Below are 21,801 nucleotides of genomic sequence, written 5' to 3'. Positions count from 1 at the left end.
TGCTCTGAGGCCCCGTTGACCGAAACGGTTCGGCCTGTGTAGATGAGGCTCAGTCATCTTCGGGACCGGACCCCAGCGCCGGGCGCCGGCAGCATGACGATTTTTTGTAACGCCCCGGCCGGAACGGTTCGTGGCGCGGCAATGCGGACGTGGCGAAATCGGTAGACGCAGCAGACTTAAAATCTGCCGACCATTGGTCTTGCGGGTTCAAGTCCCGCCGTCCGCACCATATCATCCTGATTAAAATTTTCTTTTCGTTTTCCTGCGATTTCGGGGCATTTAAACGGGGTTCCCGGCTTTTGGGTGTAAATCGCGCGAACGCCCGCGCGCGCCTAAAAAATGAGCTTGATTACGAGGGAGGCATTTTTCCCCGGGAATCATCAAAAAGAACCTCTTGACCTTGCCACGATGGGAAGCCCTATCTTTTTTCAACACAAGAAAAGAGGGGTCATACGCATGTCACAAATGGAGCTCCGGGCGAGTCATCAGATTGCGATCGATGGCATGACATGCGCCTCCTGTGTCGGCCGCGTGGAAAAGGCGATTGCCAAGGTGCCGGGCGTTTTGAAAGCTTCGGTCAATCTGGCAACGGAACGTGCCGACATTTCCTTTTCCGGGTCGCCGGATGTGCCGGCCGTTATCGAGGCGGTGCGGCAGGCCGGTTACGGCGTCGAAGAAAAAACCATCGAACTCGATATTGAGGGCATGACCTGCGCCTCCTGCGTCGGACGTGTCGAAAAGGCGTTGAAGGCCGTTTCCGGTGTTTCCGGTGCAAGCGTCAATCTGGCGACGGAACGCGCCACCGTCCGCGTTGCCGGCAACGCCGTGTCTGCGGCCAACCTTTCGGATGCCATCAAACGGGCGGGCTATAAGGCGAGTGAGGTTGTCGCCGACAAAGCCACGGATGGAGAGCAGGACAAGCGCGAGGCGGAACTGCGGAGCCTCAAAATCAGCCTTGCCGTCGCCGCTGCACTGACGTTGCCGGTCTTCGTACTGGAAATGGGCTCGCATCTGGTGCCCGCCATCCATGATTTCGTGATGGAAACGGTTGGCATGCGGGAAAGCTGGTATCTGCAATTTGCGCTGACCACGCTGGTTCTGTTCGGTCCCGGCCTGCGCTTCTTCAAAAAAGGCATCCCCGCGCTTCTGCGGTTTGCGCCGGACATGAATTCGCTCGTCGTGCTGGGCACCGCCGCCGCCTGGGGGTTTTCGGTCGTCGCAACCTTCATGCCCAAAATCCTGCCGAGTGGCACGGCCAATGTCTATTATGAGGCAGCAGCGGTCATCGTCTCACTCATCCTCCTTGGTCGTTTCCTGGAAGCGCGCGCCAAAGGCCGCACCAGCGAGGCGATAAAGCGGCTCGTCGGCCTGCAGGCCAAGTCGGCCCGCGTGCTGCGCGATGGCGAAACAATCGATGTACCTTTACAGGATGTGCGAACGGGTGATGTGATCGTCGTTCGCCCCGGTGAGAAAGTGCCGGTCGATGGTCTGGTTCTGAGCGGCTCCTCTTATGTCGATGAATCGATGATCACGGGTGAGCCGGTCCCGGTTACCAAAGCCGAGGGTTCCGAGGTGGTCGGCGGCACAGTGAACCGCAATGGCTCCTTCACCTTCCGCGCCACCAAGGTCGGCGCAGATACGCTGATAGCCCAGATCATCCGCATGGTGGAGGAGGCGCAGGCCGACAAGCTGCCCATTCAGGCGCTGGTAGACAAGGTGACAAACTGGTTCGTGCCGGCGGTAATGCTGGCAGCGCTCGCCACCTTCATCGTATGGTTCATGTTCGGGCCAGATCCGGCCTTGACCTTCGCGCTCGTCAATGCGGTTGCGGTGCTCATCATCGCCTGTCCCTGTGCTATGGGCCTTGCCACGCCGACCTCGATCATGGTCGGCACCGGCCGCGCCGCGGAAATGGGCGTGTTGTTCCGCCGTGGCGATGCGCTTCAGACGCTGCGCGACGCCGACGTGATCGCTGTTGACAAGACAGGCACGCTGACGCTCGGCAAGCCGAAGCTGGTGCATTTTACCACGACAGAGGGCTTCGATGCGGATGAGGTGTTGCGCCTCGTCGCATCGCTGGAGAACCATTCCGAACATCCGATTGCCGAAGCGATCGTCGAGGCTGCGAAACATGGCGGCATGACGCTTGTCGATGCGGAGGGCTTCGAGGCGACCCCCGGTTTTGGTGTTGCAGCCATGGTCGACGGCCGCAGGGTGGAAGCAGGTGCGGACCGGTTCATGACCAAGCTCGGTCACGATGTCGCGATGTTCGCAGAAGATGCCGAGCGGCTGGGCAGGGAAGGGCAGTCGCCGCTTTATGCCGCCGTCGATGGCAGGCTGGCCGCGATCGTCGCCGTTGCCGATCCGATCAAGCAGACGACCCCGGAGGCGATTGCGGCGCTGCATGCGCTCGGCCTTAAAGTGACGATGATCACGGGTGACAACCGCCGCACCGCTGAAGCCATCGCCCGTCGGCTCGGCATTGACGAGGTGGTGGCGGAAGTCCTGCCCGACGGCAAGGTCGAGGCGGTCAAGAGGCTCGCCGCCGGCGGTCGACGTGTCGCCTTCGTCGGCGACGGCATCAACGATGCACCGGCGCTGGCCGCCGCCGATGTCGGGCTTGCCATCGGCACGGGCACGGATGTCGCGATTGAAAGCGCCGACGTGGTGCTGATGTCCGGCGATCTGCGCGGCGTCGCCAACGCCATCGCACTCTCCAAGGCCACGATCCGCAATATCGGCCAGAATCTGTTCTGGGCCTTCGCGTACAATGCCGCTCTCGTTCCCGTCGCGGCTGGAATATTGTATCCTGTCAACGGCGTTCTGCTGTCGCCAGTCCTTGCTGCCGGAGCCATGGCGCTTTCCAGCGTCTTCGTATTGACGAACGCGCTACGCCTGAAGAGCTTCCGTGCGCCCCTGGTGGACAGACCTGCGGGCCTTAAGCTCGCAGCGGCGGAATAGGAGGAGCAGACATGGCGCTTCAACACACCGTTTTCCTGCCGCAGATCGAACGCAGCATCTCTGTGGCGCCGGGCGAGACTGTCCTCCAGGCCGCCTTGGCGGAAGGGATCGCTTATCCGCATGGCTGTCGTATGGGCCGCTGTGGCGCCTGCAAATCCAGGCTGATCTCCGGCGATGTCGATCTTCTCAAGCACACGCCTTTTTCTCTGACAGAGGAAGAGAAGGCAGATGGTCTGACGCTTGCATGCCGAGCCGTACCATTAGGCGACGTGGTGATCGGCTGGCTCAATGGAGCTGAGCCGCTCTCCGACAATCGCGCGGATGTATTTTCTACCTCGGAAAGATAGGAGCAGGATCGATGAATATTGGCACAGCCGCCACCGCCTCCGGTGTTTCTGCGAAGATGATCAGGCATTACGAGACAATCGGCCTGATCAAATCGGCAAACCGCACGGAATCCGGCTATCGGGTCTACACTGCCAACGACTTGGAAACGCTGCGCTTTATCCGGCGCGGACGCGATCTCGGTTTTTCCATCGAAAAAATCAGGCAACTCATGACCCTCTGGCGCGACCCCGGTGGCGCCTCTTGCGATGTCAAACGCATCGTCATGGAACATGTCGTCGACCTGGAAGCGAAGATGGATACGCTGCGGGAGATGGCGGACACGCTCCGAAACCTCGCGACCTATTGCCCGGACAATGGTGAGCCGGAATGCCCGATCATTCATGACCTTGCTCATGCGGAAGATCTTGATTTTTCAGCGGTTGCCGTCGTGCCCAAACGCACCGGCATGCTGAAGGGCACAGCAGGCCCGGTGATGGATTTACAGCGCCCAGTGAAATAAGCCCCCGGTTCCTTTTGGGGGAGCGGGCAATGAATGCAGTGCGAATTGCCAATCACGATGAAGGAGACCAAGCCATGTGGATACAGGTAATACAGCGCTTCTTTATTCTGTGCCTGATGCTGGCGATCGTGTCCGTCATCGCGTTTCTTTTACCCTATATGGCGGGCGGCGATCCGGCTCGCACCATCTTGTTTTCACGCATGCGCGATACCGCGCTCGATCCGCATGCGGTGGAGGCGCTACGGGTCAGTCTCGGGCTCGACCGGCCGCTTTATGTGCAATATTTCGCATGGCTGTCGAATGCGTTGCGCGGCGACCTCGGTTTTTCTTTCACCAGCAGCCAGCCCGTCGCTGCCGAACTTATGCGCTCGCTCTGGGTGTCGGTAACGCTGGCGCTGACGGCGCTTGCATTCGCGGTCGCCGTCGCCCTGCCGCTCGGTACGCTGGCGGCCATGCGTCCCGGCGGACGGCTCGATAATTTTGCGACACTGATGATCCAGACCTTCGTCGCAACGCCCGAATACTGGTTTGCGCCCATGTCGGCTCTGGTCTTTGCGCTTTATCTCGGCTGGTTGCCGTCAGCCGGATGGGATAGCTGGCGCTCGCTGGTGCTTCCCGCATTGACGCTCACGCTCAGGCCGCTCGCCTATTTCACCCAGGTGACGCGCGCGGCCATGGCCGAGGTACTGCGCGCGCCTTATATCACGGCGGCCCGCAGCCGCGGTCTCGGCATGCATAGCACGGTGCTGCGGCATGGCGTCCGCAACGGTTCGCTGCCGGTCGTCACCTTCTTCGCATTGTGGCTCGCGGGCCTTTTGGGTGGATCGGTGGTCGTGGAAGTCATCTTCGCCATCCCCGGCATGGGCCGGCTTCTCTACGACGCCGTGGTCAATCGCGATATCCCGATGCTGCAGGGCGGTTTCATCTGCATCGTGGCGCTCTCCATCCTCATCAATACCTTGGCCGACAGCTTTTATGTCCTGATCAATCCAGCAATGCGAGGTCACCATGACCATTAGTCACTTCCCGAGCGCGCCTGCCGCCGCCATGCCGATGACTGCGCCCAAGCGCCCCTCGAGCCTCGCCCGGTTTACGGATTTCATCCGCTGCCGTCACTGGACCTTCTATGCGGGTGCGGCGATCTTTCTGGTCATCATCCTGCTGCTGGTCATCGCGCCGTGGATTTCGCCCTATGATCCGGCAAAGCAGAACCTGCGTCTGCGGTTGAACGCGCCGAGCGCCCTCTACTGGCTGGGAACGGACCACCTGGGCCGCGATGTGCTCAGCCGGCTGCTGGTCGGCGGCCGCTTCACGGTCACCATTGCCGCCGTCACCGTCATTCTCTCTGTCGTGATCGGGACCTTCATCGGCATCATCAGCGGCCGCAGCCGCGGCATCCTCGACGAGGTGCTGATGCGCATCGTGGACCTGCTCATCGCCATACCGGACGTGGTAATCGCGATTTTCCTCGTGGCCATTTTCGGTCCGGGATATGGCACGCTGATCGCGTCGCTGACGATCGTCGGGTGGACACCTTTTGCACGACTAGCGCGGGGACTGACGCTCTCGATCAATTCGCGCGAATATATCCGCGCCGCCGAGGTGCTCGGCTGCACACGGCGCTTCATTATCTTCCGGCATATTATTCCCAACACGATCTGGCCGATTGCGGCGGTGGCGTTCCTGCGCTTCGGCCACAAGCTGATCACGGTTGGCGGGTTGTCGTTTCTGGGCCTTGGCGTACAGCCGCCGGCCGCCGACTGGGCGCTGATGTTGGCCGATGCGCAGGCTTACGCGGAACGGATGCCCGTTCTCGTCATCGCACCGGGTCTGGCGATCTTCTTGGCGGCGCTCAGCGTAACGTGGATCGGCCATGGCCTGAATTTGGAAACAAAGAAAACCAACGGTCATTGACGCCTGCGGGCGGGCAATGACGGATTTGACGATTGCCAAACATGGACGACGCAACGGAGCAGGAGGGAGAGTAATATCGTCTGAAGCCGCATGAAAATACGCAATGCCTCCGATTCAATAAAAATAAGGGGAACTCTTATGAATATCGAAGGACAAACGCTTGCAAATACGGCCATATCCCCTGAATGCGCACCGCTTCTGGAGATAGAGGACCTGCACGTTTCAGTGCCGGCGCAAAATGGCCGCAAGTTTGTTATTTCGGGCCTGACGCTTTCCGTCAACGCCGGCGAAGTCGTCGCTCTCGTCGGCGAATCCGGATCGGGAAAGAGCATGACGGCGCTGTCGCTGATGCGACTTTTGCCGCAGGGCGCGGAAATCAATTCCGGCCGCATTTCCTTTGCCGGCCGCGACATTCTCGCTCTTTCATCTTCCGAACTCGATGCACTGCGCGGGGCCGATATCAGCATGCTGTTCCAGCAGCCGCAGGCCATGCTCGACCCGACCAGTCGGGTGAGGACGCAGGTCGCGGAGCCGCTCTGGATCCACCGTAAAATGAGCCGGCACGCCGCGCTTAACCGGGTCGTCGGCCTTCTTTCGGATGTCGGCATTCCCGATCCGTCGGCGCGGGCGCAATGCTTTGCGCATGAGCTTTCCGGCGGCATGGCGCAACGTGTCATGATTGCCGCTGCACTGTCAGGCAATCCGCAGCTTCTGATCGCCGACGAACCGACGACGGCGCTTGATGTCACCGTTCAGGCACAGATACTCCGCCTGCTCGATGACGAGCGCCGCAAGCGCCGGCTTGCCACTTTGCTCATCACCCACGATCTCTCGGTCGTTGCCGCCTTCGCAGACCGGATCGCGGTCATGTATGCCGGCCGCATTGTCGAGGAAGGGCCGACCCAGGCGATCCTCAAGGCGCCGCAGCACCCCTATACCAAGGCGCTCATCAGCTGTTCGCTGCTGACCACCGACGGCGAGGGACAGTTGCTGACGATCCCCGGTTCGGGCGCACAGGCCCACGACATGTCCTGCGGTTGCCGGTTTCATCCGCGTTGCGCGCTCGCAAAGTCTGAAGGCATGGGAAGCCGCTGCATGGCAATGGAGCCTGCATTGAATGCCTTGCCTGAAGGGCGCAAGGCGCGGTGCTGGGCAGTCGGCGACGACCAGGCCGGTCACGACCATGCCGACCATGCGGTTTGTTGAAGGAGGCGATGATGTTATCCAAAGCCATGACACAGATGCCGCCATCGGCGGAAAACAGCGGCCGGCCCTATGTGGTCGCGAAGAATCTCTGCAAATATTATCCCATATCGGGCCTTGGTCACCGTGTGGTGAAATCCGTCGACGATGTTTCCCTCACGATCGGCGAGGGGGAGGTATTGGGCCTTGTCGGCGAATCCGGTTGCGGCAAAAGCACTGTTGCCGGACTGATCACGCGCCTGACGCACGCGACGCGGGGTGAGGTCAGCATCGGAGATCACGACATATTGCACATGCAGGGCGAGGCGCTCCGGCGCGTGCGCCGGGTTGTGCAACTGGTGTTTCAGGACCCTTATTCCGCACTCGATCCGCGTATGCGCATTGGCCAGAGCATGCAAGCGCCGCTTGCCCAGCACGGCATCGGCACCCGCGAGGAGCGCACGGCGCGTGTTTTCCGAATGCTGGAGGAAGTCGGTCTCGACGGTTCCTTTTACGATCGGTATCCGAGCCAGTGTTCCGGCGGCCAGTTGCAGCGCGTCGTCATCGGCCGCGCGCTTCTTCTCAATCCGAGTTTCCTTGTCTGTGATGAACCGACATCGGCACTCGACGCCTCGATGCGCACGCAGATCCTGAACCTCCTGATGGACATGAAGCGCCGCCACGGCCTGACGGTTCTGATGATTTCTCATGACCTGCGTGTGGTGCGTTATCTCTGTGATCGCATTGCCGTGATGTATCTCGGACGCATCGTTGAAATCGCCGACCGCGAAGAGCTTTTCCGCGCGCCCAAGCATCCCTACACGAAAGCTCTCATCGCCTCGTCGATGCTGGACGAGACGGGGTTATATGCACCGGAAATGCTTCTGGACGGTGATCTGCCGAGCCCTCTCAACCCTCCTGGTGGCTGCAAGTTTCACACCCGCTGTAAATATGCGACCGCAATCTGCGGTGAGGTTGAGCCGGCTCTGGAAGGCGTTTCCGGAGAGCACTTTGCGCGCTGCCACCGCTGGCGGGAACTGGGTTGAGAAACGGTGCACTGAATGTTTTTCAGGGAATGTGAAAAACAGTCGAATAGTGCGTACGTAAAGTAACAACGGAATAAAATTCCGAATAAAAAACATAAAATGAATGTAAAGAATGCGGATGTATTGTCGTGTCCGTCAACGTGATTCTTTGTAATTAATGATAGATAATATTAAAAGCTTAGGGAAATTAGATTGTGAGCGTCGCCATCAAAGATAAGGGGAATTATGCAATGATAAAGCACGCACTTTTAACCACCTGCGCCATTGCCGGGGCTTTCGGGGCTAATGCCGCAAATGCCGGCACTGTGACCTATGATGACAACTACGCCATAAAAGCCGCATGGCAGATGGCGTCGGATGATTCCACAATGGGCATGCGTGTCGGGTGCTATGAAGGCCTTGTCAGAATTGGCTTCGACATGAGGCAGGAGGCATCTCTTGCGGAGTCCTGGAAGCAGATCGAGCCTAAAGTGTGGGAGTTCAAGCTGCGCAAGGGCGTCAAATTCCAGAACGGCGAAGACTTTAACGCCGCAGCAGTCGTCAACGCGCTCACCAATCTCCTGAAAGCATCCGTTCCTGCCCGTGCCTTTTCGCCGAAACAGATCGCCAGTGTGGAGGCCGTTGGCGATGATATTGTTAAGGTGACGACGATCGAACCGTCGGTGCTGTTGCCTGCGCAGTTGGCAAGCCCCGCCACTGCCATTCTTGCGCCATCGGCCTATAAGGACGGCGAGATCAATCCTATCGGCACCTGCACCGGGCCGTTCGAGATCACGGAAGTCGATCCCAATCAATATATGGTCATGAAGGCCAATCACGGATATTGGGGCGGCATGCCGAAACTTGACGGGGGTCGCGTTAATTTCGTTCCCGACGCAGACACGCGCGCCACCCAGATAAGGACGGGCGAAGTGCAGATTTCGCGCCTGGTCCCGCCGTGGTCGATCAAATCCATCGAGGCAACCAAGGGAGTTAAGGTCGCCACCATTTCGGTACCGCGTATCACAGAATTGCTGCTGAATAATTCCAGGCCACCGTTCAACGATAAAAAGGTTCGTGAGGCCGTGCGTGCGGCAATCGATGCCGCCGGCATCGCCAGCAGTATTTACGAAGAGAAGGTCAAAAGCGCGAGCATGCCGTTTGCCCCGGGGCAGCCATGGGCGGTGGAAGAACCCGCATCGGCCTATGACGTGGCAAAGGCAAAATCTCTCCTCCAGGAGGCCGGCATCGCCCCGGGCAGTCTGAAAGTCACCATACTTGCTTACACGATGAAGACCGAGCTGAAGGATGTGGCCGCTATTATTCAGGCGCAGTTGCAGGAGATAGGGATCACGGCCGGTGTCCGTGTCGCAGAATATAGTGCGATTGAGCCTGATCTTCTTGCCGGCAACTTCGACATGGTGCTGCTGTCGCGCGGTTATGCCACGGATGTGATTGAGCCGGCTGGATATCTCAACGCCGACTATTCCTGCACCGGCACATACAACATCTCGCATTATTGCAATGCAGATACGGACAAGTTGATCAAGGCTGCTTATGCCGAAGTGGAGCCCACCAAGCGTTACGCGATTTATGGTGAGATAGCGAAGAAGATTTATGATGATGCCGTCTCGGTCTTTCTCGTCCATGAAACCGTGTTCGATGCCTATTCCGAAAAACTCGAAAACTTCCGGCCGCATCCGATCAACTATTTCGTGCTGACGAAGGATATGGCGATCAAGTAGATCGGCATTGCGAAGGGAGCCCGGCTCTGAGGAGCCGGGTTGCGCAAAGAAATCGCATGGCTTCAAAGACCCGCTCAACGCTCCCGCGCTCGCATGGGGATAGGCCCGCCTGCGACGCGGTTTTCGCCACGATCGATGTCGGCGACGTCGGCAATTGGTTTTGAGCAACGTACTGCCGTCTTGTCCGAGAAAAAAGGGGATATCTGCCGAGGAGCGATGGAGAGATATTGGACCTCATCCATTCCTTACGCTGAAATCGAGCGTGAACCGAGTGGCAAGGCAGACCGACGGCAGCATGGAAAAGCTGCCGCCAGCATTTTTTCGTTCAGGCGCGCGCTTCGGGCGTATAGCCAGCAGCGGTGATGATTTCGGCAATACGTGCCGCATCGGAGACGCCGCCAACCACGACCGTGCGGCTTGCCGGATCGGCATGCACGGCAGCGCCGGGAACGGTCTTTTCGATCGCGCCCTTGATCACTCCGGCGCAGTGACCGCAGGTCATGTCCTCAACGTGAAAAGAAAGGTCTGCATCAACCGGCGCCGTCGTGGTTTCGGCGTGATGCTGGTGAGCGGTGCACATAGGCGGTTCTCCATGGTTTGGAATTCTAACGGGAGGAGCCTGGACTATTCCAACGTGGGAAGGTCAAGCGCTTTATTCGCCGGCGCTCAACAAGTGTGCCACGATATCAGCTGCGCCAGAAAATTGGCATCAGCAGCACCAGGACCGTCAGTATTTCCAGACGCCCTAGCAGCATCATCATCGACAGGACGTAAAGCGCCGGATCGCTAATGGTGGCGAAATTACCAGAGGGGCCGATGACGGGGCCGATACCCGGTCCGACATTGCCGAGCGCCGTTGCCACCGAAGATATGGACGTGAGAAAATCATAACCCATCAGACTCATGGCGAGGCTGCCGGCGATCCAAAGCGCGACATAACAGCTGACGAACAGGAAAATCGTCCGGATCGTATCGGGATCGACCACCTGCTGCCCATAACGAACCGAATAAACGGCGTTCGGATAGATCAGCTTCTTCAGGCCCGCCCGCGCCACGTTGAACATGATGAGAAAACGATAGGCCTTGATGCCGCCCGCCGTGGACCCGGAGCAACCGCCCATGAAGGTGGCAAAAAAGGCGACAACGACGACGAAAGGCCCCCAGAGCGTGTAGTCGTCGCTGGCAAAGCCGCCGGTGGAAAGGATCGAGGTCATGTTGAAGAAGGAATGGCTGAGCGCGTCGTTCAGCGGCACGCCGTTCCTGAGATGATGATAGACGCCGACGGCGATGGAAATCGCGCAGAGATATCCCAGGAAGACGACGATCTGGGGGTCGCGCAGCGTTTCCAGCCGGCGGCGCACGGCCAACAGGATCATCACCGAGAAGGGCAGACTGCCGAAGATCAGGAAGACGGTGGCGATCCACAGCAGTGCCGTATTGTTGAAATAGGCGAAAGAGGCGTCATGGGTGGAGAAACCACCGGTCGCGACCGTCGACATGGCGTGGTTCAGCGCATCGAAGTGCGACATGCCGGCAAAATCGTAAGCGATCGTACAGGCAAGCGTCATGATGATGTAAATGGCCACGAAAGCCCGGGTGAAGCTTGCGAGCCGCGCGAAAGGCCGGTCATTGCCGGTATCGGAGGATTCCATGCGAAAGAACGTCATGCCGCCGACGCGCAGCAGCGGCAGGATGAAGAGGCCGAGCGCCACGATACCGATACCGCCAAGCCAGCACAGCAGCGAGCGCCAGAGGAGGATGCCCTGCGGGGCGTGGTCAAGCCCGGAAACAACGGTGGATCCCGTTGTCGTAATGGCGGAAACGGATTCGAAAATCGCTTGGCCAAGTGTCAGGCCGAGTTCGGACAGGTAAAGCGGAACCGCGCCGACAATTGAAAAGACCAGCCAGAGCAAGTTGACGAGCAAAAAGCCGAAACGTTTGTTGAAGGCGGCAATCGGCCCGCGCGTCGCCAGCGCGCAGGCAAGCGCAAAGCCCCCGCACATGAAACCCGACAGCGCAAACACCATCCAGTCGTCATTGCCGTAATAGAGATCGGTGAGCGCCGGCAGAAACATGGCTGTCGCCATGTAAAGCCCGAAAATGGAGGCCACATATATGACCGAGCGCAGAAGGTTGCTGTTCAAGAAATGAAACCTGGAGTTTGTTGCCGCGCTGAAATGAGTCTTTGTCTCGGACGCCTTCCTATGGCATAGCGGGTGCCATTATGAATTTCAATGGATTGACTATCGTGGACAAGCAGCTTGTGGAAGCAGCGCGGCGGGAAGTGCGGGAAATATTCCCCGAAACACCGCTGCAGTTGAATGAACATCTCAGCCGTCGGTATGGCGCGTCGATTTGGCTGAAGCGTGAGGATCTGTCCCCGGTTCGTTCCTACAAGATTAGAGGCGCATTCAACTTTCTGCGCAAAGCGGTGGCCAAGGCCGGCAAGGGCAAGGTTTTCGTCTGTGCTTCGGCCGGCAACCATGCGCAGGGCTTCGCCTTCGCCTGCCGTCATTTCGGTGTTCACGGCGTCGTTTTCATGCCGGTGACCACACCGCAGCAGAAGATCGAAAAAACCCGCATCTTCGGTGGCGAATTTATCTCGATCCGTCTAGTGGGCGATATATTCGACCAGTGTTATGCCGCCGCACGCCAGCACGTGCAGGATAATGACGGCTACATGGTGCCGCCCTTCGACCATGAGGACATCATCGAAGGACAGGCGACGGTCGCCGCCGAGATCATGGATCAGCTTCCGGAAGGCACGAAGCCTGACATCGTCGTCATGCCGGTTGGTGGTGGCGGTCTTTCGGCTGGCCTGACCGGTTTTCTGGCCGGTACGGTGAAGAAGGAGAACTTCGTGTTCTGCGAGCCTGAGGGCGCGCCGAGCCTGAAGAAGAGCCTCGAACGCGGCGAACCAGTGACGCTGAACAAGATCGACAATTTCGTCGACGGCGCTGCCGTCGCCCGCATTGGCGACCTGAATTTCAAGGCGCTGAAGGATTTTCCGGCCGATCAGGTCCAGCTCATCCCCGAAAACGCCATCTGCGTGACGATCATCGAGATGTTGAACCTCGAAGGCGTAGTGCTGGAGCCCGCTGGTGCCCTTTCGATTGCCGCGCTGGAAAAGCTTGGCCGCGAAAGGCTGGAAGGCAAGACGGTGATTGCGGTGGTTTCCGGGGGCAATTTCGATTTCGAGCGCCTTCCGGACGTGAAGGAACGCGCCATGCGTTACACAGGCGTGAAAAAGTATTTCATCCTGCGCCTGCCGCAGCGTCCTGGTGCGCTGCGAGATTTCCTCAATCTGCTCGGCCCGGACGATGATATTGCCCGTTTCGAATATCTGAAGAAATCGGCCCGCAACTTCGGCTCGATCCTGATCGGCATCGAAACCAATGCGCAGGAAAACTTCGCCGGGTTGCTGGAGCGCTTTGAAGCGGCGGGTCTCGGTTATGAAGACATCACCGAAAACGACATTCTGTCGAACCTGATCATCTGATCCGGCAAGGCACAGGGAAGGGCGGTGTAGCGCCGCCTTTCCACGTATGATTGATTGAGGGAGTGAAAGCCATGGCATCGTTTTTTTCCAAAATCCTCTCGGCCTTCGGCTCCGGCCAGCCGTCCGCCGACGCGCCGCAGAAGGTGGCGCAGGCCGAGCCGCATGCGCATGGCGACTATCTGATTTATGCGACGCCGATCAAGGAAGGCGGCCAGTTCCGCCTGGCGGGCCGTATCGAGAAAAAGGCCGGCGACGAAGTGCTGGTGCATGAATTTGTGCGCGCCGACGTCTTCACGAGCATGGACGATGCCGTGGAGTTCACGATCCGCAAGGCGAAGCTCATCATTGAGCAGAACGGCGCGTCGCTTTTTCCAGGAAAATGATGACGTTTTCTTATTCTCTAAATTAAGATTCCGTTGGTTGCTTGGGCCTATCGTCTGTGAAGGGCATGGAGTCGCGCCGATAGACCGGCGTGATGTGGATCGATAGGGCGTGTGCCGATGCAATGGGCAAATCTGGCCCTCTTCCTGACGGAGGCCATCGTCTATTTTTCGGTAATGACGGCATTCCTTCATTACCGGCATATTCTCGGCATTGGTGTTTTTCTCACCGCGCTGGGCGTCATGCACTTCCTGGAAACCTATCTGGCGGCCGTTTTTTATGTGCAGCTGCCCTTTGGCGTGGTGTCGCCCGGCTCCTCGATCCTTTTTGCCGGCAAGCTGATGATGATCCTCATGCTCTATATGCGCGAGGACGCGGCGGTTGTTCGGCAACCGATCTACGGCCTGTTTCTCGGCAATATATTGACCGTCATCATGGCGCAGATCATCCGTTTTCATCAGACGGTGGCGATTGTTCCCGGGCAGTCGGTCAGCGCCGCATTTCTGGATGAGATGGGCGTGCTGATGGTTTGGGGAACCAGCCTGCTTTACATCGACGCCATCGCCATCATCCTTTTTTACGAAAAGCTGGGTCGTTATCTGCAGCGCCATATCGTGCTGCGCTTCGCGATTTGCGGCGTCGTTATCCTGAGCCTCGATCAGGCAGGTTTTTATGGAGCGCTGCGATTGTTGTTCAACGCACCTCTCGATGTCTTTTACGATGGCTGGAAAGCGAAGATGTCAGCCGTTGCCGTTTATTCGTTGCTCTTCGCGATCTATCTTGGGCTGACATCCGCCAAGGGCCGTTTCCTCACACGCCGCAACATAGCGGATGTCTTCAACGATCTGACTTTCCGCGAACGTTACGAAGAACTGCTGTCGCGCTCCGGGCGCGACATGTTGACGGGTGTTTCGGACCGTGCCCGCATGGAACTCGACGCGCCTTCCATCGTGCTTGACTGCGCCGAAAAGAGGCGGGCGATCAGTGTGCTTATCGTCGATATCGATCATTTCAAGACCGTCAACGACACCTTCGGTCATCTACAGGGCGATGAAATTCTGCGCGAATTCGCAGCCGTGCTGAAGCGGTCGGTCCAGCCACATGGTCATCTCTACCGTTTCGGCGGCGAGGAATTTGTGGCCCTGCTTCCGGCGATGTCGCATGAGGCCGCGCTCGCCTTCTCGGAAGGTCTGCGCGCCGCCGTGCTGGCGGGTCTGCGCCGGCCCGATGGAACGCCGTTGACCGTCAGTATCGGTGTTGCAACTGGTCTTGAGGACGGGCGGGTATTTATGGAACTTCTGTCGGAAGCCGACTCGCGGCTCTATGCGGCAAAAAATAACGGCCGTGATCAGGTCCACGGCCGTTACGGAATGTGGGTCGGCTGATACATTACCGCATCAGCCTCCATTAAATTGTCTCAGGCGGCCTGCGCCAGCTCTTCAACCTTGGCTTCGGCGGCAGCTACGGCCTTTTCGACTGCTTCCGGACCGAATGCCAGGCCTTCGACGTAGATGACTTCCACATCCGTCATGCCCATGAAGCCGAGAACGGTCTTGAGGTAGGGAACGGCATGGTTCATCGAAACGGCCGGGCCTTCGGAATAAACGCCGGCAGCGGCCAGAACGATGTAGACCTTCTTGCCGGTGGCAAGGCCGACCGGGCCGGTTTCGGTGTATTTGAAGGTCTGGCCGGCGCGCGCGACATTGTCGATCCAGGACTTCAGACCGGAATAAATGTTGAAATTGATGAGGCCGGTGCCGATGACGACGGTGTCGGCGGCCAGAAGCTCGGTTACCAGCTTGTCGGAATAATCGGCGGCAACCGCTTCTTCAGCCGTGCGTTGGTCGGGCGCCTTGCGGATGGCGGCGGTCTTGACGGTGTCGAGATGCGGGATCGGGTCAGCAGCGAGATCGCGGTGGACAAGGGTGTTGGAAGCCGACTTTGCCTTCAGCTTGCCCGCCAGTTCACCGGCGAACTTGTTGGAAACCGATTCGTCGCCACGCGGGCTGGAGGTGATGAGAAGAATGTTGGACATGGTCTTTCCTTGCATAAGCGATGAATTGACGGGCGCCTTGGGAGGGCGGGAGAGCACGATGCCCTTCCTTTGCCCCTATATGGAAAATTGTTGCCATCAAGAAAACTGTGATAATGTGGAAGCAATCTATCGATGAAATGGATGGTACATGGACGCGAACCCGACACTCGATCAATTGCAGGTGTTTTTGACGGTGGCCGAGACCGGCAGTTTTTCCGCCGCGTCACGGGCGCTCAATCGTGCGCAGTCGGTGATCAGCTACACCATCGCCAATCTTGAGGCGCAGCTTGAAGTGACACTGTTCGAGCGCAGCGGCGTGCGCCAGCCGAAGCTGACGGATGAAGGTCGCGCCATGCTGGAGGATGCAAGACGTATTGTCGCCGGCCTGCAGGAGATGCGCGCCCGCGCCAAGGGGCTGAAGCAGGGGCTTGAGGCGGAACTCTCGGTTGCCATCAGCACCATGGTGCCGGCTGAGGCTGTCGTGGCCGTGCTGCGGGATTTTCGCCAGCAGTTCCCCACCGTCACCCTCAGCCTCAATGTCGGCGAGCTGGGCATGGTCATGGAGATGGTGCTTTCCCGCAAGGCCGGCATCGGCATCGGCGGGGCGGTATTGCGCCAGGACGATGAACTCGTGATGGAAAAGGTCGGCCATTCCTTCATGTTGCCGGTGGTTGCGTCAGACCACCCGCTGGCGCAGATCGAGCGGCCGCTGGTTCTCTCTGATGTGCGTGAGGAAGTTCAACTCGTGGTGACGGATGCCTCGGGCCTGACCAAGGGACGGGATTTCAACGTGCTGTCCTACAAGACATGGCGCGTCAGTGACATCGCCACCAAATACCAGCTCATTAAGGGCGGTCTGGGCTGGGGCGGCCTGCCCGCATCGATCGTGCGGAACGACCTGGCCAATGGCGGCCTCAAAGCGCTTGAACTCGAGGCCTATGAGCAGGGCGAATATCCGCTCTTTGCGCTGCGGCGTGTCGATTCACCCGCCGGCCCCGCCGGCCAATGGCTCACCGAAGCATTTCAGCAGCGCCTGTCGGCCTGTCCGAAGCATAAGGATTTCAACGGGATGCTTGCTGCCCAAAAGCAGAGGACCATTGCTGTCGCCGCTGAGTGACATTGATTGAAGTCGCGACAATTACCTTTAGGCTGAGAAGGTGCCGCGCGTTTCTTCTCCCCGCCGGGGAGAAAAAGCAAGCGGCAGCCTCGGCGCTATGCCAGCAAGGCCAATTGACGTGGGTGGATCGCCTGCCTATACCTAAATTACGGTCAGCAGTTCACCGAGGCATCGCCGTCCCGTAAGGGAAGCTAAACCTGCATTTTTAAAGTTTGACAGCACTTATCCTGTGCCATGTCGGAAGACGGCGATCAGCGACACCTTTTCGGAATGGCACATGAGGGTAAGTCATGCCACGTTCGATCCTTTCCATTGATATCGCTGACCTGTCGACTTTCGCCAAATCCGTCCGTGAACAGATCGGCAGGCTGGACCGAAAGCCAAGCCATGTGGAGATGCTCAATCTGCTGAGCCGCGCTGCCGGGTTCCGAAATTTCCAGCATCTGCGCGCGTCAAGAAACCCATCCGCTGAAAGTGGGCAATCCCGACCTGAGATGCTTTCGGCCGCCAATGAGGGCAGGGTGCTGAAGACAGTTCGTGTCTTCGACGCTGCCGGCCGGATGATGCAATGGCCGGCCCGCCGCTCGCATCAGGAACTGTGCCTCTGGTATCTGTGGGCGAAAAGTCCCGCCCGGCAGAGCTTTTCAGAGCGCGAATTCAACAGCTTTCTGGATAGCCTGCACCTGTTCGGGGATGCAGCCATGCTGAGGCGCGACATGGTCGGCCTGAGGCTCATCCGCCGCAACCGCGATGGTAGCGATTATCGGCGTGTAGAGCAGAAGCCGCCATTGGAACTGCCGCTTCTGCTGCGAACGCTCGATGGGCGCGAATAGGAAAACGCCCTCCCGACGATAAGCCGCCGGGAGGGTACAGTCGTTAAAGAACCAGACGGAACTTCGCGAAACCTTCCGCGCCATCGCCGGCATCCTCGATTTTTGCGCCCTTGATATCGGTTGCATAGTGGCGGCCCTTGGGGCCGGTCTCGAAGATCGCCGTGGCATCGGCCACCGGTGCGAAAGACCAGTTGGCGTCTGCGGACGGATTGATGGTGCCTTGATCGATGATGTAGCGCACGATCACGTCGCGGTTGGTGTCGGGGGCCACGAAAATCACCTTGTCACCGGCGATATCGGGGAATTTGCCACCGCCGCTCGCACGGTAATTATTGGTGGCCACCACGAATTTCTGCTCGGGATCGATGGGCTTGCCTTCAAATTGCAGGTTGACGATGCGGTTGCTCTCCGGGTTGACCGCCTTGCCGTCCTTGTCGAATTTCGCCGGTTTGGAAATATCGATCTGGTAGGTAACACCGTCGATGACATCGAAATTATAGGACGGGAAGTCGGCGTTGAGCAGCGGCGCGTCCTTTGCGCCGGCCTCGACCGTATTGAACATGCCGGCCGACATTTCCAGCCAGTTCTTCACCTGCGCGCCGTTGATCAGCACCGCCTGCACCGTGTTGGGATAGAGATAGAGATCGGCGACGTTCTTGATGGCGATGTCACCGGCGGGGACATCGGTATAATAATCCGCGCCGCCGCGACCGCCGGACTTGAAGGGGGCTGCTGCCGAAAGCACGGGCAGATCCTTGTATTGCCCTTCCTTCAGCATGTCCTTGATATACCAGGTCTGGGCATTGGAGACGATCTGCACGGAAGGGTCGTCGGCTACCAGCGCGAAATAGGAATAGAGCGGTGCGGAGGTCTTGCCGACGGGACGGCGCACATAGGCGAGGGCCGCCTCGTGATCGGCCTTGGCGGCGGCGAGAACCTCTGGCTTGTCGGTGTAGTCGGCAACGACCTTGCGGCTGTCGTCACGATGATAGATCGGCCGGGCTTCGGAGGTGAAGTCGACGATCTTCCAGCTCTTGCCGTCCTTTTCGAGCAGCAGGTCGATCAGGCCCATATGCGAACCCCAGAAACCAGCCATCACGGCCGGTTTGCCCATCAGCGTGCCCTTCACCGCATCCGCACCCTCGATACCGTCCCAGGTCTTCGGACCGGGGAAAACAAGATGCTGGTGGCCGGTGAAGATGGCGTCGATGCCTTCCACGCCCGCCAGATAGAGCGAGGCGTTTTCCATGCGGTCGCTCTGGCCCTTGCCATCGATGCCGGAATGGGAAAGGGCGATGATGATATCGGCGCCTTCTTCCTTCATCACGGGCACCCAGGCTTTTGCCGCCTCGACGATGTCGCGCGTCTGGGCCTTGCCCTCGAGGTTCTTGGAATCCCACATCATGATCTGCGGCGGCACAAAGCCGATGATGCCGACCTTGACCGGGCTCGTCACGCCGCCGCCGTCGCGTATCTGCTTTTCCAGGATAACATAGGGCTTGAAGAACAGCTCGTCGTTTTTCGGATCGGAAGCAAGCTGGCCCTTGGTGAGATTGGCGCAGACATAAGGGAAACCGGCGCCCGCCAGCGTGTTCGACATATAGTCGAGACCGTAATTGAATTCGTGGTTGCCGAGCGTGCCGCAATCATACCCCAGCACGTTCATGGCGTTGATCACGGGGTGCTTGTCGCCGGCTTTCATGCCGCGCTCATAGGCGATATAGTCGCCGAGCGGATTGCCCTGCAGGAAGTCGCCATTATCCACCAGCATCGAATTGCCGGCCTCGGCGCGGATCTTGTCGATGATCGAGGCGGTGCGCGAAAGCCCCATCGTGTCGTTCGGCTTATCGGCGTAATAATCATAGGGAAAGACGTGAACATGGATATCGGTCGTTTCCATGATGCGCAGATGCGCCTGGTTGGTCGCCGCACGCGCAGCAAAAGGGTGCAGCATCACCAGCGCCGAGGAGGCTGCGATGCCGCCCAGCAGCGAACGCCGGGTAATGGGGTGGAGAGCGAGAAGCGACGACATGGGAACTCCTTCGGATGAAGCTTGCTCTGTCTTGAAAAATGACAGGGTAGAAGCAATCGCAGAGGAGTCCATCACCAAAATGACAGGGCCGTGACAGATGGGCCGGTTTTCAACCGTTTGATAAATTTTTTATCACGGCAGTGCGGCGCAGGTGTCGCCGCACTGGAGAATGCGCATTGCCGTGCTCTGGATCAGCGCGCGAGGGTTGGTCTCACTTCTTCGTGGAAGAAGCGAAAATAGGAGGATAGCTGCGCCAGCGTATTGGTGGAAAGCTTGAGCTGCAGGCCAAGGCGGTTCATGTGCTGCCACTGCACGACGCCCTCGATGAAGCCCAGATCTTCACTCTGCACCTTGACCCGGCTGCCCTTGGCAGCCGCGAAAGGCCCGTCCAGTTCGAGCGCCATTCCGGTGGCGGAGAGATCGACAACACGCCCTCTGGTCGACTGGCTGAAATAATGCACGGTCGCAAAAATCCTGGTTTTGCTGCGGGGCGCGGTCCGGGTCGCCATATTGAGGTTGTTTGTCATTTTGCTGCTCAAATGAATTGTTTCCGATACCTGCATCATGGCGCGGAAAACTTGAGAGCCGTTTAGTTCTTCTCTTAAAATTGCATGTAATTACCGATTATGCTGTGTCGATACGGCACTGATAGCAATTGTTGCGGGCGGAGCGCACGTGGACATAAGCGACATCCGAACGTTCCAGAAGTTGCTGCGCGCGTGACACGATTTCGTTTGTCGCCGTCACCGCGCCGGTGCCGTAGACGATGCGGTCATCGGCCCCATAACCGCGCACGATGTAATCCGGGCTGTCCAGCATCGGCGGAATGGTCTGCGTCTGCGGGTAGCGCTCACAGGCGTCGGCATGCAGAAACACCGGCCCCGTTTCCGCATAGGGCTGCAGCGAGGGAAAGGGCCGGTAGGCGAGGATCAGCATCGCGTCGCCTTCACCGATCTGGCGAAGGCAGTGGCGGCATGGCATACCTCCAGGAGAAACGGCGTTCTCCGGTGCATTGCCATAAGCGTCGGCGGCTCCTGCCCGGTAAGCTTCGGCTTCCTTAGCCGGCATTGCGGTGAAAACGAGATCGGTCATGTCGGGAACCTCCTATGTTGGGATCGGCGTTGCTTCTTTGCAGCTATGGTCCCGAAACGGATCGCTATCCACCCGATTCTTGACGGGCGATGCAACCGGCCCATTGCGTGACTCGTTAGCTTCGGGAATCAGTGACGCTCCTCGTTCCCGGAAGGTCTGATTTTATGTTCCGTCGTTTTCTGGCCGTCGTTCCACTGGCTTTCGTTTCGTTGACGGTTCCCGCTCAGGCCCAGATGGCGTCTGGCCTCGATGGCCTGTCCGACGAACAGCTTCAGCAGGCGGTCAATTTCGTCATCGGCAATGCGATTTTCTCGCTTTATCACGAGGGCGCGCGCATGCTGATCTCGGATTTCGGAACGGCGCAGACGGCAAGTTCCCAGGCCCCGGCGGATCAACTCGCAGGAACGCTTATCCTCCAGGCCAACGAGGAGTGGCTCGACACCGCGCTCGTCAATGCCACGGACAGCTGGTATCTGGCGCGTGAGGCGCAGACCCTGCCTGAGCATGAAGCCCCGGTCTTCTCTTTGCTGGTGCCAGACAGGAGCCGTGATCGCAAAATGGCCTGCCTGATGGTTGGCCGCGACAAGGACGGTTACGGCGATCTGGCCGCCATGATGGGGCTCAACAATGCCGAATTCGACAAATGCGCCGCCGCCTATCCGGGCGTTGCGTCGGCGTGGGAGAATTTTCTCGCGCCCCACCGCAGCCAGGCGCCTTCCAGATTCTCCATCAGCTACATGCCGCCGCGCGACCCGGAACTTGAACCATACGCCATCATGATCAAGGAATCCAAAGTTCTCGATCTCATCAGCCGCAGTTTTAGCAGCTATGGCCTGAAAGGGGACGTCAAGCTGACGGCCAAATCCTGCGGCCGTCCCGACGTCTTTTGGTCGGCGGAAAAGCGCGAGATCACCTATTGTTATGAACTCGGCAAGTTCCAGGCGGAACTGATTGCCGATCATCTGCAGAACACCGTCACGGAAGACAAAGGTGCTGTAGGCGGGAAAATACCGACGGCAGCCGTTAATCTGGAGCGGGAAATCTGAGGGCAGATTGTCGGCCGCTGGCGATCTGGCTTCCTGATATGGGAGGAAAGTGCCGTGCTGCTGCGCCGTAAAAAGTATCCCCACCAACATTG

General features: G+C 58.8%; 19 protein-coding genes, 1 tRNA gene and 1 pseudogene. 15 read left to right on the top strand and 6 right to left on the bottom strand.

The window, feature by feature from the left end; translation table 11 throughout:
* Positions 1 to 143 precede the first annotated feature (143 nt).
* The 9 genes and pseudogenes from PL599_RS20920 (at position 144) to PL599_RS20880 (ending at position 9,674) form a co-directional block, all read left to right on the top strand.
* Positions 144 to 229, top strand: a tRNA-Leu gene (locus tag PL599_RS20920).
* Between the two features lie 236 nt (positions 230 to 465).
* Positions 466 to 2,961: a heavy metal translocating P-type ATPase gene (locus PL599_RS20915; RefSeq protein ID WP_416372317.1), complete on the top strand. Its 2,496-nt coding sequence runs from the start codon at positions 466 to 468 to the stop codon at positions 2,959 to 2,961.
* 11 nt (positions 2,962 to 2,972) lie between these two features.
* Positions 2,973 to 3,272 (top strand): annotated as a pseudogene (locus tag PL599_RS20910) (2Fe-2S iron-sulfur cluster-binding protein); the annotation flags it as partial.
* A gap of 47 nt (positions 3,273 to 3,319) precedes the next feature.
* Positions 3,320 to 3,808, top strand: coding sequence for a Cu(I)-responsive transcriptional regulator (gene cueR, locus PL599_RS20905; protein WP_077982501.1), 489 nt, complete (start codon positions 3,320 to 3,322; stop codon positions 3,806 to 3,808).
* A gap of 74 nt (positions 3,809 to 3,882) precedes the next feature.
* Complete coding sequence (locus PL599_RS20900; RefSeq protein ID WP_077982500.1) at positions 3,883 to 4,827, top strand: ABC transporter permease; 945 nt, start codon at positions 3,883 to 3,885, stop codon at positions 4,825 to 4,827.
* A complete protein-coding gene (locus tag PL599_RS20895) occupies positions 4,817 to 5,722 on the top strand; it encodes an ABC transporter permease (protein WP_077982499.1) in 906 nt (301 codons plus the stop codon). Before PL599_RS20900 ends, PL599_RS20895 begins: the two co-directional genes overlap by 11 nt.
* A 138-nt stretch (positions 5,723 to 5,860) precedes the next feature.
* Entirely contained in the window at positions 5,861 to 6,928 is a 1,068-nt protein-coding gene (locus PL599_RS20890; protein WP_077982498.1) for an ABC transporter ATP-binding protein, read from the top strand.
* Positions 6,929 to 6,939: 11 nt separating this feature from the next.
* A complete protein-coding gene (locus PL599_RS20885) occupies positions 6,940 to 7,950 on the top strand; it encodes an ABC transporter ATP-binding protein (protein ID WP_269824225.1) in 1,011 nt (336 codons plus the stop codon).
* A gap of 230 nt (positions 7,951 to 8,180) precedes the next feature.
* Positions 8,181 to 9,674, top strand: a complete 1,494-nt coding sequence (locus tag PL599_RS20880; protein ID WP_269824226.1) for an ABC transporter substrate-binding protein — start codon at positions 8,181 to 8,183, stop codon at positions 9,672 to 9,674.
* Positions 9,675 to 9,999: 325 nt separating this feature from the next.
* Here the strand turns inward: PL599_RS20880 and PL599_RS20875 are convergent, their stop codons facing one another.
* A complete protein-coding gene (locus PL599_RS20875; protein ID WP_003521591.1) occupies positions 10,000 to 10,254 on the bottom strand; it encodes a heavy-metal-associated domain-containing protein in 255 nt (84 codons plus the stop codon).
* 106 nt (positions 10,255 to 10,360) lie between these two features.
* Positions 10,361 to 11,818 (bottom strand): TrkH family potassium uptake protein, encoded by a 1,458-nt coding sequence (locus tag PL599_RS20870; protein WP_269824227.1) that lies wholly within the window; start codon positions 11,816 to 11,818, stop codon positions 10,361 to 10,363.
* Between the two features lie 80 nt (positions 11,819 to 11,898).
* Between PL599_RS20870 and ilvA the strand changes: the two genes are divergently transcribed.
* The 3 genes from ilvA (at position 11,899) to PL599_RS20855 (ending at position 14,939) form a co-directional block, all read left to right on the top strand.
* On the top strand, positions 11,899 to 13,173 hold the full coding sequence (ilvA, locus tag PL599_RS20865; RefSeq protein ID WP_077982497.1) for a threonine ammonia-lyase: 1,275 nt from the start codon (positions 11,899 to 11,901) through the stop codon (positions 13,171 to 13,173).
* Between the two features lie 71 nt (positions 13,174 to 13,244).
* Positions 13,245 to 13,556, top strand: coding sequence for an HlyU family transcriptional regulator (locus tag PL599_RS20860; protein WP_077982496.1), 312 nt, complete (start codon positions 13,245 to 13,247; stop codon positions 13,554 to 13,556).
* A 117-nt stretch (positions 13,557 to 13,673) separates the two neighbouring features.
* On the top strand, positions 13,674 to 14,939 hold the full coding sequence (locus PL599_RS20855) for a GGDEF domain-containing protein (protein ID WP_191217780.1): 1,266 nt from the start codon (positions 13,674 to 13,676) through the stop codon (positions 14,937 to 14,939).
* A gap of 32 nt (positions 14,940 to 14,971) precedes the next feature.
* On the opposite strand, the gene PL599_RS20850 is transcribed toward PL599_RS20855, so the two are convergent.
* A complete protein-coding gene (locus PL599_RS20850) occupies positions 14,972 to 15,589 on the bottom strand; it encodes an FMN-dependent NADH-azoreductase (protein WP_269824228.1) in 618 nt (205 codons plus the stop codon).
* Between the two features lie 148 nt (positions 15,590 to 15,737).
* Between PL599_RS20850 and PL599_RS20845 the strand changes: the two genes are divergently transcribed.
* Positions 15,738 to 16,706 (top strand): LysR family transcriptional regulator, encoded by a 969-nt coding sequence (locus tag PL599_RS20845; protein ID WP_269824229.1) that lies wholly within the window; start codon positions 15,738 to 15,740, stop codon positions 16,704 to 16,706.
* A 290-nt stretch (positions 16,707 to 16,996) separates the two neighbouring features.
* Positions 16,997 to 17,539 (top strand): DUF2087 domain-containing protein, encoded by a 543-nt coding sequence (locus tag PL599_RS20840; protein ID WP_269824230.1) that lies wholly within the window; start codon positions 16,997 to 16,999, stop codon positions 17,537 to 17,539.
* Positions 17,540 to 17,582: 43 nt separating this feature from the next.
* On the opposite strand, the gene PL599_RS20835 is transcribed toward PL599_RS20840, so the two are convergent.
* The 3 genes from PL599_RS20835 to PL599_RS20825 all read right to left on the bottom strand — a co-directional run bounded on the left by PL599_RS20835 (position 17,583) and on the right by PL599_RS20825 (position 20,663).
* Positions 17,583 to 19,571 (bottom strand): bifunctional 2',3'-cyclic-nucleotide 2'-phosphodiesterase/3'-nucleotidase, encoded by a 1,989-nt coding sequence (locus PL599_RS20835; RefSeq protein WP_269824231.1) that lies wholly within the window; start codon positions 19,569 to 19,571, stop codon positions 17,583 to 17,585.
* Positions 19,572 to 19,762: 191 nt separating this feature from the next.
* Positions 19,763 to 20,098, bottom strand: coding sequence for a PilZ domain-containing protein (locus tag PL599_RS20830; protein WP_077982961.1), 336 nt, complete (start codon positions 20,096 to 20,098; stop codon positions 19,763 to 19,765).
* A 97-nt stretch (positions 20,099 to 20,195) separates the two neighbouring features.
* Positions 20,196 to 20,663 (bottom strand): DUF1203 domain-containing protein, encoded by a 468-nt coding sequence (locus PL599_RS20825; RefSeq protein ID WP_077982490.1) that lies wholly within the window; start codon positions 20,661 to 20,663, stop codon positions 20,196 to 20,198.
* A gap of 164 nt (positions 20,664 to 20,827) precedes the next feature.
* On the opposite strand from PL599_RS20825, the gene PL599_RS20820 reads away from it, so the two are divergent.
* Positions 20,828 to 21,709 carry a DUF4344 domain-containing metallopeptidase gene (locus PL599_RS20820; protein ID WP_269824232.1) on the top strand — a complete coding sequence of 294 codons (882 nt, stop codon included), beginning with the start codon at positions 20,828 to 20,830 and terminating at the stop codon, positions 21,707 to 21,709.
* Positions 21,710 to 21,801 lie beyond the last annotated feature (92 nt).

Origin of the sequence: Agrobacterium sp. ST15.16.055 (assembly GCF_027956555.1) — a bacterium.
GTDB classification, from domain to species: Bacteria; Pseudomonadota; Alphaproteobacteria; order Rhizobiales; family Rhizobiaceae; genus Agrobacterium; species Agrobacterium salinitolerans.
This window is presented reverse-complemented; position numbering and strand designations above follow the sequence as displayed.